This is a genomic window from Luteimonas rhizosphaericola, assembly GCF_029888045.1.
Classification (GTDB): Bacteria; Pseudomonadota; Gammaproteobacteria; order Xanthomonadales; family Xanthomonadaceae; genus Luteimonas; species Luteimonas rhizosphaericola.
Genome location: NZ_JARXRN010000025.1, coordinates 590,194 through 606,221, shown reverse-complemented (window position 1 = coordinate 606,221; position 16,028 = coordinate 590,194). Strand labels below are relative to the sequence as shown.

At 72.8% G+C, this 16,028-nt stretch carries 10 protein-coding genes; 4 read left to right on the top strand and 6 right to left on the bottom strand.

Annotated elements, in window-relative coordinates; genetic code table 11:
* Positions 1-74: 74 nt before the first annotated feature.
* The 4 genes from QFW80_RS11920 to QFW80_RS11905 form a co-directional block, all read right to left on the bottom strand.
* A complete protein-coding gene (locus QFW80_RS11920) occupies positions 75-761 on the bottom strand; it encodes an alpha/beta hydrolase (RefSeq protein WP_280602178.1) in 687 nt (228 codons plus the stop codon).
* A gap of 64 nt (positions 762-825) precedes the next feature.
* Entirely contained in the window at positions 826-3,615 is a 2,790-nt protein-coding gene (glnE, locus tag QFW80_RS11915; protein WP_280602177.1) for a bifunctional [glutamate--ammonia ligase]-adenylyl-L-tyrosine phosphorylase/[glutamate--ammonia-ligase] adenylyltransferase, read from the bottom strand.
* Positions 3,616-4,160: 545 nt separating this feature from the next.
* Positions 4,161-5,810, bottom strand: a complete 1,650-nt coding sequence (locus QFW80_RS11910; RefSeq protein ID WP_331488502.1) for a phytoene desaturase family protein — start codon at positions 5,808-5,810, stop codon at positions 4,161-4,163.
* 112 nt (positions 5,811-5,922) lie between these two features.
* Positions 5,923-7,062 carry a UDP-N-acetylglucosamine--N-acetylmuramyl-(pentapeptide) pyrophosphoryl-undecaprenol N-acetylglucosamine transferase gene (locus QFW80_RS11905; RefSeq protein WP_280602175.1) on the bottom strand — a complete coding sequence of 380 codons (1,140 nt, stop codon included), beginning with the start codon at positions 7,060-7,062 and terminating at the stop codon, positions 5,923-5,925.
* Between the two features lie 246 nt (positions 7,063-7,308).
* Between QFW80_RS11905 and QFW80_RS11900 the strand changes: the two genes are divergently transcribed.
* Genes QFW80_RS11900 through QFW80_RS11890 form a run of 3 tightly spaced genes read left to right on the top strand, consistent with a single transcriptional unit; the run spans position 7,309 to position 14,755 of the window.
* Positions 7,309-8,514 carry an MdtA/MuxA family multidrug efflux RND transporter periplasmic adaptor subunit gene (locus tag QFW80_RS11900; RefSeq protein ID WP_280602174.1) on the top strand — a complete coding sequence of 402 codons (1,206 nt, stop codon included), beginning with the start codon at positions 7,309-7,311 and terminating at the stop codon, positions 8,512-8,514.
* A complete protein-coding gene (locus tag QFW80_RS11895) occupies positions 8,511-11,639 on the top strand; it encodes a multidrug efflux RND transporter permease subunit (RefSeq protein WP_280602173.1) in 3,129 nt (1,042 codons plus the stop codon). Before QFW80_RS11900 ends, QFW80_RS11895 begins: the two co-directional genes overlap by 4 nt.
* Complete coding sequence (locus QFW80_RS11890) at positions 11,639-14,755, top strand: efflux RND transporter permease subunit (protein ID WP_280602172.1); 3,117 nt, start codon at positions 11,639-11,641, stop codon at positions 14,753-14,755. Before QFW80_RS11895 ends, QFW80_RS11890 begins: the two co-directional genes overlap by 1 nt.
* Here the strand turns inward: QFW80_RS11890 and QFW80_RS11885 are convergent.
* Both QFW80_RS11885 and QFW80_RS11880 read right to left on the bottom strand, forming a co-directional pair.
* Positions 14,752-15,096 (bottom strand): GIY-YIG nuclease family protein, encoded by a 345-nt coding sequence (locus QFW80_RS11885; RefSeq protein WP_280602171.1) that lies wholly within the window; start codon positions 15,094-15,096, stop codon positions 14,752-14,754. The two genes, QFW80_RS11890 and QFW80_RS11885, sit on opposite strands and share 4 nt — an antisense overlap.
* Positions 15,093-15,485, bottom strand: coding sequence for a winged helix-turn-helix transcriptional regulator (locus tag QFW80_RS11880; protein ID WP_280602170.1), 393 nt, complete (start codon positions 15,483-15,485; stop codon positions 15,093-15,095). Before QFW80_RS11880 ends, QFW80_RS11885 begins: the two co-directional genes overlap by 4 nt.
* Before the next feature lie 81 nt (positions 15,486-15,566).
* Between QFW80_RS11880 and QFW80_RS11875 the strand changes: the two genes are divergently transcribed.
* Positions 15,567-15,950 carry a VOC family protein gene (locus QFW80_RS11875; protein WP_280602169.1) on the top strand — a complete coding sequence of 128 codons (384 nt, stop codon included), beginning with the start codon at positions 15,567-15,569 and terminating at the stop codon, positions 15,948-15,950.
* The last annotated feature ends 78 nt before the right edge of the window (positions 15,951-16,028 follow it).

Here is a 16,028-nt window from a genome sequence, read left to right as displayed (position 1 = left end):
CGCGCTTCACCGCCGACACCATCGGCGTGCCCGGCGGCACCCCCGGGATCGCCGTCGCGCGCGGTGGCCATCGCTCAGGCCGCGGCGATCCGTCGCGACATCCAGTCGCCGAGGTCGCGGATCTCCTCCAGGCACACCGAATGCGGGATCGGGTAGCGGTGGAACTCGACGTCGAAGCCGTGGTCGCGCATCCACGTCGCGCTCTGCTCGCCGGCGGCGAAGGGGACGACCGGGTCCTGGGTGCCGTGGCCCATGAACAATGGCTGCGCGGTCGCCGCGGGCGCCAGTGCGCCGGCGGCCTCGTGCATCGACGGCAGGTAGGTCGACAGCCCGACCAGACCCGCGAGCGGCGCCGTACGGCGCAGGCCGGCGGCGAGCGTGATCGCGCCGCCCTGCGAGAACCCCGCCAGGAAGATGCGCGAGGGCGCGATGCCGCGCGCGACCTCGCGCGCGATCAGCGCGTCGACCTGCGCCACCGATTCGGCCACGCCGGCGGCGTCGGCGCGATTGGCCAGGTCGAAGTCGCGGATGTCGTACCAGGCGCGCATGCGCGTGCCGTTGTTGATCGTCACCGCGCGCACCGGTGCATGCGGGAACACGAAGCGCATCGGCGGCCAGTCGCGCCGCACCAGCTCGGGCAGGATCGGGACGAAGTCGCTGCCGTCGGCGCCCAGGCCGTGCAGCCACAGCACGCTCCACAGCGGCGCAGGGCCGGTCTCGCGTTCGATCGATTCGAGCAGGGCGTGTTCGCCTTCGGCCATGTGCATTCCAGTCGACAGCAGCAGTCGCGGCAATATACCGCGCGCGCGCCGCCGCGCCGGCGACTCAGCCGACCGGTCCGTAGCTGCGCCAGGCCTCGCCCACGGCCGCGCGCGCACGCGCCAGCGCGTCGTCGTGCGCGACCAGCCGCGGGCGCCGGTCGAGGGTGCAGGTCAGGCCCGCCGCGACCAGCCACGCGTGCGCCTGCCGCAGCGCCTCGACCGTCCCGCCCGGCAGCACGCCCGCCGCGCCCAGCGCGTCGAGCAGCGGCCGCGATGCGCGCGGCGCCAGCAGCGCCGGGTGCGCGGCCGCCTCGCGCAGCACCAGATACTGGAGCAGGAACTCCAGGTCCACCAGCCCGCCTTTGCCCTGCTTGAGGTCGAACAGGGCGTCGGTGCTGCGGTCGAGCTCGCCGCGCATGCGCTGGCGCATCGACGCCACGTCCCCGCGCAGGCGGGCCGGGTCGCGGGCGCGCGCGAGGGTGTCGCCGCGGATGCGCTCGAATGCCTCGCACAACGACGGCTCGCCGGCGACGAAGCGCGCGCGCACCAGCGCCTGGTGTTCCCAGGTCCAGGCGCGTTCGTGCTGGTACTCGTCGTAGCTGGCGAGCGTCGATACCAGCAGCCCCTGGCCGCCGTCCGGGCGCAGGCGCACGTCGACGTCGTACAGCCGTCCGCCGCCGGTGACCGCGCCGAGCAGGGCCACGATCTTCTGCGCCAGGCGCGCGAACCAGCGCGGCGCATCCAGCGCGCGCGCGCCATCCGACTGCGCATCGACCGGCGCGTCGTAGACGAACACCAGGTCGAGGTCGGAGCCGAAGCCGAGTTCCTCGCCGCCCAGGCTGCCGTAGCCGAGCACGGCGAAGCCGGCGCCGGGAATCGCGCCGTGCGCGCGCTCGAGTTCGCGCCACGCCAGCACCAGCACCGTGCCGACCACCGCGTCGGCCAGCCATGCCAGCTGGCGGGTACTGTCGCAGGCCGGCTGGCGGCCATCGAGCGTGGCCAGCGCGATGCGGAAACTGAGCTGCTGGCGCACCTCGTTGAGCGCGTACAGCGCCGCCTCGGTGTCCATCGCGCGCGCCGGGGCGCAGGCCTGCGCGAACAGCTCGCGCTGCGGCAGCGGGCCTTCGGCGCGTGCATCGAGCAGCTCGTCGAGCAGCAGCGGATGCGCCGCGAGGCGCTCGGCCAGCAGCGCGCTGCGCGTGACCAGGTCGACCAGTCGCGCCAATGCCGCCGGCTGTTCGTCCAGCAGCGCCAGGTAGCTCGCGCGACGCAGGATGTTGTGCAGCAGTGCCAGCAGCCGGCGGATCGCCTGCAGCGGGCGGTCGGCCGGCGCCGAGGCCTGCAGCAGCACCGGCATCACCCGGTCCAGCCGCGTCCGGGTGGCGTCGGACAGCTCGCGCACGCTGGGCGAGCGCACGAAGTCGCGCAGCGCCGCGTCGACTTCGTCCGCGGCCTGGAAGCCCGCCGCCGCCAACGCCTGCGCGCTGCCGCCATCGGGCAGCGCGCGCCAGTAGGCGGTGATGTCGTCGGCCACCGCCGGCTGCTGGTCGCGCTGCGACAGCAGCGCGTCGAACTCGCTCGACACGTGCGCGCGGTGGGTGGCGATCACTTCGGCCAGCGCGTCCCAGTCGCGGTAACCCAGGGCGACCGCGATGCGGGCGCGCTCGAGCGGCGACTCCGGCAGGACGTGCGTCTGCGCGTCGCGCACCATCTGCAGGCGGTTTTCCAGCCGGCGCAGGAAACGGTAGTCGTCGGCCAGTCCGGCGGCGGCCTCGGGCTGGATCTGGCCGGCCTCGCGCAGCGCGGCGAGCGCGGGCAGCAGCCGCGGCTCGCGCAGCGCCGGCTCGCGCCCGCCGCGGATCAGCTGCAGCGCCTGGGCCAGGAACTCGATCTCGCGGATGCCCCCCGGCCCGCGCTTGATGTCGTCGGCCAGTTCCTTGCGCGCGACCTCGGCCGCGATCATCGCCTTCATCGCGCGCAGGCCGTCGAGCGCGCCGAAGTCGAGGTAGCGGCGGTACACGAACGGCCGCAGGGTCTGCAGGAACCGCTGTCCTGCCTCGACGTCGCCCGCCGCCGGGCGCGCCTTCTGCCACGCGTAGCGCTCCCAGTCGCGGCCCTCGCGCTGGAAGTACAGCTCGAGCGCGGCGAAGCTCATCGCCACCCGCCCGGCATTGCCGAACGGCCGCAGGCGCAGGTCCACGCGATGGCAGAAGCCGTCGACGGTGGGCTCGTCGAGCAGCCGCGCCAGCTGCTGGCCGACGCGGGCGAAATAGTCGTCCGCCGGCAGCGGGCGCACGCCGGCCTGGCCGGCTTCGCCACGGCTCTCGCCGCCGTGCTCGTAGGCGTAAACCAGGTCGATGTCGGAACTGAAGTTCAGTTCGCCGCCGCCGAGCTTGCCCATGGCGAAAACCACCAGGCGCACCGGTTGGCCCTCGGGATCGTGAACGATGCCGTGCCGCCGCGCCATGTCCTGCTCGACGGCCGCGAGCGCCAGCTGCAGACAGGTGTCGGCCAGGCGCGTGGTGCCGGCGAGGGTGGCATCGACGTCGTCCAGGCCGAGCACGTCGCGCCAGACCAGGCGCGCGGACTCGGCCGTGCGGTAGCGGCGCAACAGGCGCGGCCACGCATCGGTCTCGCCGGGCGCGAGCGCGGGCGACGGCAGCGGCTGCGCGCCGTCGTCCTCGGCCAGGCGCGCGAGCAGGTCGGGCTGTCGCACCAGGACGTCGATCGCGAAGTCGCTGGCCATCGCGACCCGGGCGAGGCGCTCGCGCAGGACCGCGTCGCCGGGAAGCGCATCGAAGCGCGCCAGCGCGCGGGCGACCAGGGTGTCGGTATCGGGCGAAGCGGTGTCCATGCGGCGATTGTGGCATCGGGCTCGCATGCACGACGACGCGCGGCCGGCGCGCAGCGGCTGCCTCATCCCGTGGGATGCGCGCAGGTGCCCGCCGGCAAGAAAGCGTGTGTGTGTGCATGCCTGCGCACGCGACATCTTGCAAGCCGACGCGACGGCGCACGGCGCGGCGCCACGCGGTCGCGTTCGGCACCGCGGACTGCGGCCGCCGCAAACGCAACTGCCGACATGCATCGTGGACCCGCGGACCTGCGGCGCCGCGGACCCGGCAGGGATGGCCGAGTCGGATCGCCATGGGCGCCGGCCCCACCACCGCCGGGGACGCGGGCACAAAAAAGCCCGCTTGCAGTTGCCTGCCAGCGGGCTTTGCTCCCTCCCCCACGTCGGGTGCGGAGCCATCGTGAACGATTCGTTACCCCGGTTGCACGCTGCAGCGCAAAACGATACCGGCCGGTTTATTAAGAGCGCCTGCCAAGCATCGGCCGCACAATGCGGATGCAATCGATTGCATCCGCGCCGGGCGGCGCAACGCCGCTGTTGACCGCGCGTCAGCCGGGGCGCGGTTTGCGCCGCAGGTCGCGCAGGATCTCGCGCGCGGCGTTGCGCCCCGGCAGGCCGGTGACGCCGCCGCCCGGGTGCGTGCCGGCGCCGCACAGGTACAGCCCGGGCAGCGCGCCGCGATAGCGGCCCTGCCCGAGCAGCGGGCGCGCGCTGAACATCTGGTCCAGGCCGAGCGCGCCGTGGAAGATGTCGCCGCCGACCAGGCCGAACTCGCGCTCGAGGTCCAATGGCGACAGCGCGCGGTAGCCGAGTACGCTGCGCGCGAAGTTCGGTGCCACCGCGTCGACGGTGTCGATCATCAGCCGCGCCACGGTGTCGCGGTGCGCGTCCCAGCCGCCGTCCGGCAGTTCGGGATTGACGTGCTGGCAGAACAGGCTGGCGACGTGCTGGCCCGGCGGCGCGAGGCTGTCGTCGAGGGTGGACGAGATCACCAGTTCGACGATCGGCGCGCGCGCCCATCCCGGGTTGTGCGCGCGCGATTTCGCATCGAAGTACGCGGTCTCGAAATACTGCAGCGAGGGTCCGACCAGGATCCCGCTCTGGTGGTGCGGCTGCAGCCGCGTGCCGGGTGCGGCGATGAAGCCCGGCAGTTCGGACAGCGCCACGTTCATGCGGAACGTGCCCGAGCCGCAGCGGTAGCGCGCGATGCGCTCGGCGGTGTCGTCGTCGAGGTGCTCGCGTTCGACCAGGCGCGTGTAGAGCAGTTTCGGATTGAGGTTGGACACCACCGTCGCCGCGCGCAGTTCGCGCCCGTCGGCCAGCGCCACGCCGGTCGCGCGCCCGCGTTCGACCAGCACCCGTTCCACCGCCGCGCCGGTGTGCACGCGCACGCCGCGCGCCGCGCATTCGGCCGCGATCGCCTGGCTGATCGCGCCCATGCCGCCGATCGCATGGCCCCAGGCGCCGGCCTTGCCATTGACCTCGCCGAACACGTGGTGCAGCAGCACGTAGGCGCTGCCGGGCGTGTACGGGCTGGCGAAGTTGCCGACCACCGAGTCCCAGCCCAGCGCCGCCTTCAGCGGTTCGGATTCGAACCAGTGGTCGAGCAGTTCGCCGGCGGACTTGGTGAACAGGTCGAGCAGGTCGCGACGCCCGCGCAGGTCGAGGCCGCGCAGCCGCTTCGCGATGTCGTACGAGGCCAGCCAGTCGGCGATCGACATGCGCCCGCCGGGATCGGGCGGCGTGCGCCGCGCCAGTTCGCGCAGCACCACGACCACCCGGCCGAGCATCGCATCGTAGCCGGCCATGCGCTCGGCATCGCGGCGCGACCACGCGGCGATCGACGCCTGGCCGTCGGGCCCACCCAGGCGAAAGGCGCGCCCGTCGGGCAGCGGCAGGAAATTCGAGTACGGGCGCTCGACCACGCGCAGCCCGTGCGTGGCCAGGCGCAGTTCGGCGATCACCGCCGGATCCAGCAGGCTGACGGTGTAGCTGGCGGTGGAGTTGCGGAAGCCGGGGTGGAATTCCTCGGTCACCGCCGCGCCGCCCACCACGTCGCGGCGTTCGAGCACGGTCACCCCGAGCCCGGCCGCGGCCAGGTAGGCCGCGCACACCAAGCCGTTGTGGCCGCCGCCGACGATCAGGACGTCGGCATCGTCGCGCAGGGAGGCGGCATCGGATCGGGCGGTGTCGTGCATCGGGCGATTGTAGGCAGTGCGGGCCGCGCGCGCCGGCTGGCGCGGCGCACGACTCGGCCATCCCATCGCATGCGCGGGCGCGCCTACGCTTCGGGTGCGGCGCCGGCTCCGACTACGCCGCCGCCCCATGCGGAACCGACGCGGACCGCGCAAGCCGGCGCTCCACCAGGTCCGCCAGCCGCGCGGCCGCGTCCGGCCTGCCCAGCGCCGCCGCGGCGCGCGCGGCGTCGGGCAGGCGGGTGGGCGAGGCCAGCAGGTCGGCCAGCTGCCGCGAAAGCGCCTCGGGCGTGAAGTCCGCCTCCGCCACGTGCCAGCCGGCGCCGGCCTGCGCCAGCGTCTGTGCGTTGCGCCGTTGCTCGGCGCGCGAACCGCCGTGCGGCAGCGGCACGAAGATCGCCGGGCGGCCGATGGCGAGCAGGTCGGCGGCGGTGCTGGCGCCGGCGCGGGTGATCACCAGGTGCGCCTCGCGCAGGCGCGTGCCGATGTCGTCGAAGAACGGCCGCACGGTGGCGTCGATGCCGGCCGCGCGCAGCGAGTCCTGCAGCGCCTGCGGATCACCGTCGCGCGCCTGCAGGCTGACCTGCAGACGTCGCCGCAGCGCCTCGGGAAGCAGCGCCAGCGCCGGCGGCACCACGCGCGCGAACACCGCCGCGCCCTGGCTGCCGCCGACCACCAGCAGGCGCAGCGGGCCGGTGGCGTCGAAGGCGGGATAGTCGCCGCGCGCGTCCAGGATCGCGCGCCGCACTGGGTTGCCGGTCTGCACGATCCGCGCCGGATCGAATCCCCCGACGCCGTCGACGGCGGGGAACGATGTCGCCAGCGCATCCGCGAAGCGCAGCAGGCGCACGTTCGCCTTGCTCAGGCGCGTCGCCTGCTCGTGCAGCAGCAGCGGCAGGCCGAGGCTGCGGGCGGCAAGCGCGGGCGCGACGCTGGGATAGCCGCCGAAGCCCACCAGCAGCGCCGCCCGCCGGAGCTTCAGATCGCGCCGCGACGCGAGCACGCCTCGCGCGATCGTGACTGCCGCACGCGCCTTCGCCAGCACGCCGCCCTCCAGCGAGCTGGCCGGCAGCACCACGTGCGGCAGGCCTTCGAGCGCGGCCGTGTACTGCGCGCCGCGCCGCTCGGTGTGCAGCACCACGCCGAAGCCGCGCCCCTGCAGTTCGCGCGCCAGCGCCTCGGCGGGGAACAGGTGGCCACCGGTGCCGCCGGCGGCGAGCGCGATGGTGGGACGGCGGGACGCGGAATCGGGCATCGGATGCGAACGTCGGCGGCAGCGGAGGCATTGCATTATGGAGCCGCGCGCACGGCGGCCTCGCGTGGGGCGCGGCGACGGCGATCGGGGCACGCGCCGCGGGCATGACTTTCGACAGGGGGTGCGTGATCGGCGCCCTGTACCATGCCCCGACCACGCCGTGCGTCGCCCGGCCCCCAGCGCCCGTCCGATTCCGCCGCGGCCACGCCGCACGGCCCGGCGGGCGATCGCCCCGATGGACCCCGCATGACCTCCCGACGTTTCGTTCGACCCGCCCTGATCGCCCTGGCCGTCCTGCTCGCCGCCGTCCTCGTCTGGCGCGGCATGGGCGGCGGCGCGCCCGAACCGGACGCGGGCCGCGGCGGCTGGGGCCCCGACGGCGAGCGGCCGCCGACGCCGGTGCGCGTGAGCACCGCCGCGCGCGAGCGGCTGTCGGTCGAACTCAAGGCGCTGGGCACGGTGACGCCGCTGAAGTCGGTGACGGTGCGCCCGCGCGTGGACGGCGAACTGCAGCGGGTGGTGTTCGAGGAAGGCCAGCAGGTGGAGGCCGGCGCCCTGCTGGCCGAGATCGACCCCGCGTCGTTCCGCATCCAGCTGGCGCAGGCGCTGGGCCAGCAGAAGCAGAACCTGGCCGAGCTGGAGAACGCGCGCATCCAGCTGCGCCGCTACCAGGACCTGTCCGACGCCGCCTACGTGTCGGCGCAGGACGTCGCCAACCTGCAGGCGCAGGTGCGCCAGCTCGAGGGACGCCGCGAGATCGACCAGGCCGCCGTCGACGAGGCGCGGCTGCAGCTGCAGTACACCCGGATCGTCGCCCCGATCACCGGCCGCGTAGGCCTGCGCACGGTGGATGCGGGCAACCTGGTCAGCGGCGGCGACGAGGACGGCATCGCCACCATCGCCCAGACGCGCCCGATCAGCGTGCTGTTCTCGGTGCCGGAGAACGCGCTGGCGGCGGTGATCGACGCGGTGCGCCGCGATCCCGACCTCACGGTCCAGGCCTGGGACCGCGAGGAACGCAACGTGCTCGCCAGCGGCCGGCTGTCGAGCCTCGACAACCGCATCGACACCGAGACCGGCACCCTGCGCCTGCGCGCGCTGTTCGACAACGACGACGGCGCCCTGTTCCCGAACCAGTTCGTCAACGCGCGCCTGCAGCTGGGCGACGACGAAACCCTGGTGATCCCGGACGCCGCGGTGCAGTTCGGCAGCGAGGGCACGTACGTGTACGTGGTCAACGACGACGACACCGCGGGCGTGCGCCCGGTGGTGCTCGGCGCGGGCAGCGGCGGCCGCGTGTCCGTGCTCGACGGCCTGGAGGCCGGCGCCCGCGTGGTGCTGGAAGGCATCGACCGCCTGCGCGAGGGCGCGCCGGTGGAAGTGGTGGCCGACGCGGGCGAGGAAGACGGCGACGCCGGGGCACCGGCGCAGGACGCCGACCCCGACGCATGAACCTCTCGCGCCCGTTCATCCTGCGCCCGGTGGCGACCACGCTGCTGATGCTGGCGCTGCTGCTCTCGGGCCTGTTCGCCTACCGCCTGCTGCCGGTGGCGGCGCTGCCGCAGGTCGACTATCCGACCATCCAGGTGCTCACGCTGTACCCCGGCGCCAGCCCCGCGGTCACCACCAGCGCGGTGACCGCGCCTCTGGAGCGGCGCCTGGGCCAGATCCCGGGCCTCAGCCAGATGTCGTCGACCAGTTCCGGCGGCGCATCGGTGATCATCCTGCAGTTCTCGCTGGAGGTGGACCTGGGCGTGGCCGAACAGGAGGTGCAGGCCGCGATCAACGCCGCCGGCAGCTTCCTGCCCGACGACCTGCCGATGCCGCCGGTATACCGCAAGGTCAATCCGGCCGACACGCCGATCCTCACCCTGGCCATCGGTTCGGAGACGATGGCGCTGCCCGAGGTCTACGACCTGGTGGACACGCGCATGGCCCAGCGCCTGTCTCAGCTGCCCGGCGTGGGCCTGGTCAGCATCGCCGGCGGCCAGCGCCCCGCGGTGCGCATCCAGGTCAATCCCTCGGCGCTGGCGTCGGCGGACGTGGGCATGGACGACATCCGCGCGGCCATCGCCGCGGCCAACGTCAACATGCCCAAGGGCAGCTTCGACGGCCCGACCCGCGCGATCATGCTCGACGCCAACGACCAGATGCGCTCGGCCGAGGAATACCGGCAGCTGGTGATCAGCTGGCAGGGCGGCGCGCCGCTGCGGCTGGGCGACGTCGCGACCGTGAGCGAGGGCGCGGAGAACCGCCAGCTCGCCGCCTGGTCGGGCGAGCAGCCGGCGATCCTGCTCAACATCCAGCGCCAACCCGGTGCCAACGTGATCGAGGTGGTCGACGCGATCCACGCCCTGCTGCCGCAGCTGCGCGCCTCGATGCCGCGCGCGGTGGACGTGACCGTGCTCAGCGACCGCACCGAGTCGATCCGCGCCTCGATCCGCGGCGTGCAGCACGAGCTGCTGCTGGCGATCGGGCTGGTCGTGCTGGTGACGTTCGTGTTCTTGCGCACCCTCCCGGCGACGATCATCCCCAGCCTGGCGGTGCCGCTGTCGCTGGTGGCGACCTTCGGCTTCATGCTGCTGGCCGGGTTCTCGCTGAACAACCTGACGCTGATGGCGCTGACCATCGCCACCGGCTTCGTGGTCGACGACGCGATCGTGATGCTGGAGAACGTCGCCCGGCATCTCGAAGAGGGCAAGTCGCGGCTGCAGGCGGCGCTCGACGGCGCGCGCCAGATCGGCTTCACCCTGATCTCGCTCACCGTCTCGCTGATCGCGGTGCTGATCCCGCTGCTGTTCATGGGCGACGTGGTGGGACGGCTGTTCCACGAGTTCGCGATCACGCTCGCGGTGGCGATCAGCATCTCGCTGGTGGTCTCGCTGACCCTCACGCCGATGCTGTGCGCGCGCTTCCTCAAGGCCGGCCGCGACCACGGCATCGCCGAGCCCGCGAGCGGAGACAGCGACGCCGAACACCATGCCGCCGGCGCGGAAGGCGACATGTTCGACCGCGTGGTCGCGCAGTACGACCGCGCGCTGCACTGGACCCTGGCGCGGCAGCCGCTGATGCTCGGCGTCACCGTGGCCACGCTCGCGCTCACGGCCGCGCTGTACGTCGCGGTGCCGAAGGGGTTCTTCCCGTCGCAGGATGCCGGCCTGATCCAGGGGATCAGCGAGGCGCCCGCGTCGATCTCGTTCCAGGCCATGTCGCAGCGGCAGCAGGCGCTGGCCGCGGCGATCCTCGAGGATCCGGACGTGGCGACGCTGTCCTCGTTCATCGGCGTCGACGGCAGCAATCCCACGCTCAATACCGGGCGCTTCCTGATCGAGCTCGCGCCGCACGCCGACCGCGATGCCGGCGCGCACGCGATCATCGAACGGCTGCAGCAACGCGTCGCGCAGGTGCCCGGCATCGCCCTGTTCCTGCAACCGGTGCAGGAGCTGTCGATCGAGGATCGCGTCAGCCGCGGCCAGTACCAGTTCGCGCTGACCAGCCCCGATCATGCCGCGCTGGCGCAGTGGACGCCGCGGATGATCGAACACCTGCGGGGCAGCGGCGCGCTCGCGGACGTGTCCAGCGACCTGCAGAACGAGGGCCTGCAGGCCTGGGTCGACATCGACCGCGATGCCGCCGCGCGCCTGGGCATCCAGGCCTCCGACGTCGCCGACGCGCTCTACGATGCCTTCGGCCAGCGCCAGATCTCGACCATCTTCACCCAGGCCAACCAGTACCGGGTGGTGCTGGAGGCCGATGCCCAGTTCCAGCTCGGGCCCGAGGCGATCGAGCGCATCTATGTCGCCACCGCCGACGGCGGGCAGACGCCGCTGGCCGGCATCGCCCGCGTGTCGACGCGCAACGCGCCGCTGCTGGTGAGCCACATCGGCCAGTTCCCCGCCGCGACGGTGTCGTTCAACCTCGCGCCCGGCGCCTCGCTCGGCGAGGCGGTCGAGCAAATCGAGGCCGCCTCCGCGGCGATCGGGCTGCCGGCGTCGATCGAACTGCGCCTGCAGGGCGCGGCCCAGGCCTTCCGCAACTCGCTGTCCAGCACGCTGTGGCTGATCCTGGCCGCGGTGGTGGTGATGTACATCGTGCTGGGCGTGCTGTACGAAAGTTTCATCCACCCGGTGACGATCCTGTCCACCCTGCCCTCGGCCACGGTCGGCGCGCTGGCCGCGCTGCTGCTGAGCGGACGCAGCCTCGACCTGATCGCGGTGATCGGCATCATCCTGCTGATCGGGCTGGTGAAGAAGAACGGCATCATGATGGTCGACTTCGCGCTCGAGGCCGAGCGCGAGCAGGGCCTGGCCCCGCGCGATGCGATCCACCGCGCCGCGCTGCTGCGCTTCCGCCCCATCCTGATGACCACGCTCGCGGCGCTGTTCGCGGCCATCCCGATGATGCTCGCCAGCGGCTCGGGCGCCGAGCTGCGCCAGCCGCTGGGCCTGGTGATGGTCGGCGGCCTGCTGGTGAGTCAGGTGCTGACCCTGTTCACCACGCCGGTGATCTATCTGTTCTTCGACCAACTGACGCGGAACCGCGTGCGCGTGCCCGCCGCGGAACCGGCCGCAGGCTGATGGACGCGCAGCGCGTCAACCTCTCGCGGCTGTTCATCGAACGCCCGGTCGCGACCATCCTGCTCGCGATCGCGGTGGTGCTGGCGGGCATGCTCGCCTACCGCATGCTGCCGGTGGCGCCGCTGCCGCAGATCGACTACCCGGCGATCCAGGTCAGCGCCTCGCTGCCGGGTGCCAGTCCCGAGTCGATGGCCGCCACCGTGGCCACGCCGCTCGAACGCGCGCTCGGCACCATCCCCGGCATCACCCGGATCAGTTCCACCAGCAGCCAGGGCAATGCCCGCATCGACCTGGAGTTCTCGCTCGACCGCAACGTCGACGAAGCCGCGCGCGAAGTGCAGGCGGCGATCAACGCCGCGCGCGCGCAACTGCCCGCGGGCATGCCGGGCATGCCGCAGTACCGCAAGATCAATCCCTCGCAGGCGCCGATCCTGGCGCTGGCGCTGAGCTCGTCGACGATGACGCCGGGGCAGGTGTACGACGTCGCCTCCACCGTCATCGCGCAGAAGATCGCGCAGATCCCGGGCGTGGGCCAGGTCGAGGCGGGCGGCGCCTCGCTGCCGGCGGTGCGGGTGTCGCTCAACCCGAATGCGCTCAACCAGTCCGGCATCGCGCTGGACGAGGTCGCCGGCGCGATCCGCGACGCCAACGCGCTGCGCCCGCTCGGACATGTTGTCCGCGGTGACCGCCAGTGGCAGGTCGAGGCCGGGCTGCAGCTGCGCACCGCGGCCGAGTACCGCGACCTGGTGGTGGCCTGGCGCAACGGACGGCCGGTACGCCTGCGCGACGTGGCCGAGGTCAACGAAGGCACCGAGGACCGCTATGCCGCCGGCTTCCACAACGACCGCGACGCGGTGCTGCTGGTGGTCAGCCGCCAGCCCGGCGCCAACATCATCCGCACGGTCGATGCCATCCACGCGCAGATGGACGGCCTGCGCGCACTGCTGCCGCCGGGCATCGACATGGCGGTGGTGATGGACCGTTCCCCGGTGATCCGCGCCACCATGACCGAGGCCGAGACCACCCTGCTGCTGGCGGTCGCGCTGGTGGTGCTGGTGGTGCTGGCGTTCCTGGGCAGCTGGCGCGCGGCGCTGGTGCCGACGCTGGCGATCCCGGTCTCGCTGTTCGGCGCGCTGGCGATCATCTGGATGCTCGGCTTCTCGCTCAACACCATGTCGCTGATGGCGCTGATCGTGGCCGCGGTGCTGGTGGTGGACGATGCGATCGTGGTGCTCGAGAACATCTCGCGCCACATCGACGCCGGCCTGTCGCCGTGGGACGCGTCGATGCGCGGCGCCGGCGAGGTCGGCACCACGTTGCTGTCGATGAACGTGGCGCTGGGCGTGGTGTTCGTGTCGATCCTGTTCCTGGACGATTTCGTCGAACGCCTGTTCCGCGAGTTCTCGCTGACCCTGGTGGCGGCGATGACGGTCTCGCTGCTGGTCTCGCTGAGCCTCACGCCGACGCTGTGCGCGCGCCTGCTCGGCCGCCACCGGCGCACCGCCGACGTGCCGAAGTGGCAGCGCATGGGCACCCACCTGTCGGACCGGCTGCGCGGGCTGTACCTGCGTTCGCTCGGCGGCACGCTGCGGCACACCGCGCTCGCGCTGGCGATCCTGCTCGGCGCGATCGTGTTCAACGCCTTCCTGTTCGCCAAGGTACCCAAGGGCGTGGTGCCCGAGCAGGACACCGGCCAGCTGCGCGGCTTCGCCCGCGGCGACGACGGCCTTTCGTTCCAGGTGATGCAGCCGAAGATCCAGGCCTATCGCCAGTACCTGATGACCGATCCGGCGATCGCCGACATCTCCGGCTACATCGGCGGCGGCACCGGCGTGAACAACGGTTTCGTCATCATCCAGATGAAGCCGCTGTCCGAGCGCGGCGTGTCCAGCCGCGAGGTGATCGACCGCCTGCGCGAAGGCCTGCCGAAGGTCCCCGGCGGCAACCTGTGGCTGTGGGTCGACCAGGACATCCGCATCGGCGGCGGTGGCGGCGGCGACGGCAATTACGACCTGCAGCTGCTGTCCGGCGACATCGAACCGCTGCGCGAATGGACGCCGCGCATCCGCGCCGCACTGGAAGCGCTGCCGCAACTGGTGGACGTGGATTCGGGCGGCGACGAGGGCATGCGCCAGGTGGCGCTGGACATCGACCGCAACGCCGCCGCGCGCCTGGGCGTGGACATGCGCACGATCGCCACGGTGCTCAACAACTCCTTCAGCCAGCGCCAGGTCGCCACCCTGTACGACAGCCTCAACCAGTACCGCGTGGTGATGGAACTCGACCCGCGCTACACCCAGACCCCGGACACGCTCGACCAGGTGTTCGCGATCGGCGGCGACGGCCAGCGCGTGCCGCTGTCGGCGTTCGCGCGCTGGGAATACGGCATGGCGCCGGACCGCATCCAGCACCGCGAGCAGTTCCTCTCGACCCGGGTGAGCTTCGCGCTCGCGCCGGGCGTGACCCTGGGCGAGGCGGTGGACGCGATCGATGCGGCAATGGCGCGAATCATGCTGCCCAACGACGTGCAGGCCAAGCTGGGCGACGAGGCGGGCAGCCTGCAGGAGATGCAGGGCCGCCAGCTGTGGCTGGTCCTGGGCGCGGTGCTGGCCGTGTACCTGGTGCTCGGCGTGCTGTACGAAAGCTACATCCAGCCGCTGGCGATCCTTTCGATCCTGCCCTCGGCCGGCATCGGCGCGCTGCTGGCGCTGCTGCTGTTCGACAACACGCTGGACCTGATCTCGCTGCTCGGCTTGTTCCTGCTGGTGGGCGTGGTGATGAAGAACACGATCCTGATGGTCGACTTCGCGCTGGCCGCGCAGCGCGAACAGGGGCTGTCGGCCGAGTCGGCGATCGTGGAGGCGGCGCGGCTGCGCTTCCGCCCGATCCTGATGACTTCGCTGGCGGCGCTGCTGGGCATGCTGCCGCTGGTGCTGTCCACCGGCGAGGGCTGGGAGATGCGGCGGCCGCTGGGGCTGGCGATCGTCGGCGGCCTGCTGGTGAGCCAGTGGCTGACGCTGTACACCACGCCCGCGGCGTTCCTGGTGCTGTCACGGCTGCGCGCGCGCTTCGGCCGCGCCGGCGCGGCGCGGGCACCGGCGGCCTCGCGCGGCTAGTCCCGCGGCGCGGGACTGCGGTCCACGGCGTCGCACGCCGGGGCGGCGGGGTCTTCGAAGAAGCGCAGCTTGTCCAGCCGCGGCAGCCGCTTGAGCTGCCATTCGGCGCGCGAGGCGCTGGCACGATCGGGATAGGCGCGGGTGGCGAGCAACCGCAGCGGCCCGCGCCCGCGGGTGTAGCGGGCGCCGGTCCCGGCCGCATGCGCGGCCAGGCGCGCGTCGACGTCGGTGCTGATGCCGGCGTACCAGGTGCCGTCCGCGCATTCGAGCAGGTACAGCCACCAGCCCGCAGGGCCTGCAGGCGTCGCGGTCTGCGACCGCGTGCAGCGCGCGCGGCTCATCCCGCGGCGCGCTCCGCGGCATGGCGCGCGCGCGCCGCGGCCAGTTCCGGCCGGTGCTCCACCGTCCACGCGTACAGCGCGTGCAGGGGCACCACGAGGCTGCGGCCGAGCCCGGTGAGTGCGTACTCGACCTGCGGCGGCACGGCAGGCCGCACGGTGCGCGTCACCAGTCCGTCGCGCTGCATGCGCCTGAGGGTGAAGGTGAGCATGCGCTGGGACACATCGCCGACGGCGCGCTGCAGCGCGCGATGCCGCAGCGGCCCCGGCCAGAGCGCATGGATCACGAACACGGTCCAGCGATCGCCGATGCCGGCCAGCACCTCGGCCGCCGCACGCAGGCCGACGTCCGGAATCGTCGTAAAAGGAACATGCGTGTGCGTAGCGGCCATGCCGGTGCCTGCTTGTGCGGGAACGACGGCAGCCTATCATCGGGACGCGACCCGTCCCGCATGGTCGATGGAGCACATCGCATGTCGATGCACCTGGTTCCCATGCTGCCGGTGCGCAGCATGCCGGCGGCGGTCGACTTCTACCGCCGGCTCGGCTTCGCGGTCGAGCAACGCAACGACCAGTGGCGCTGGGCGCGGGTGGCGCTGGGCGACTGCCGGCTGATGCTGGACGAGTCGATCAACGTCCATCCCGGAGCGCCGCGCAGCGGCGTGCTCTACCTGTACCCGGACGACGTGGTCGCCTACCACGCGATGGTGCGCGGCAACGGCGTCGACGTGCCGCCGCTGGAGACCACGTTCTACGGCATGACCGAATTCCGCATCGCCGATCCCGACGGCAACCGGCTGTGGATCGGCCAGGAGGGCGCGGCCCTGCCCTCCGCCGCGCCGGACGCCGACGGCTGACGCCGGCGTTCGCACGTCGGCGGGCATGGTGGAGCGCCCGCACGCGACACGCCGCGCACGCCTCCCGCGGCCGCGGCC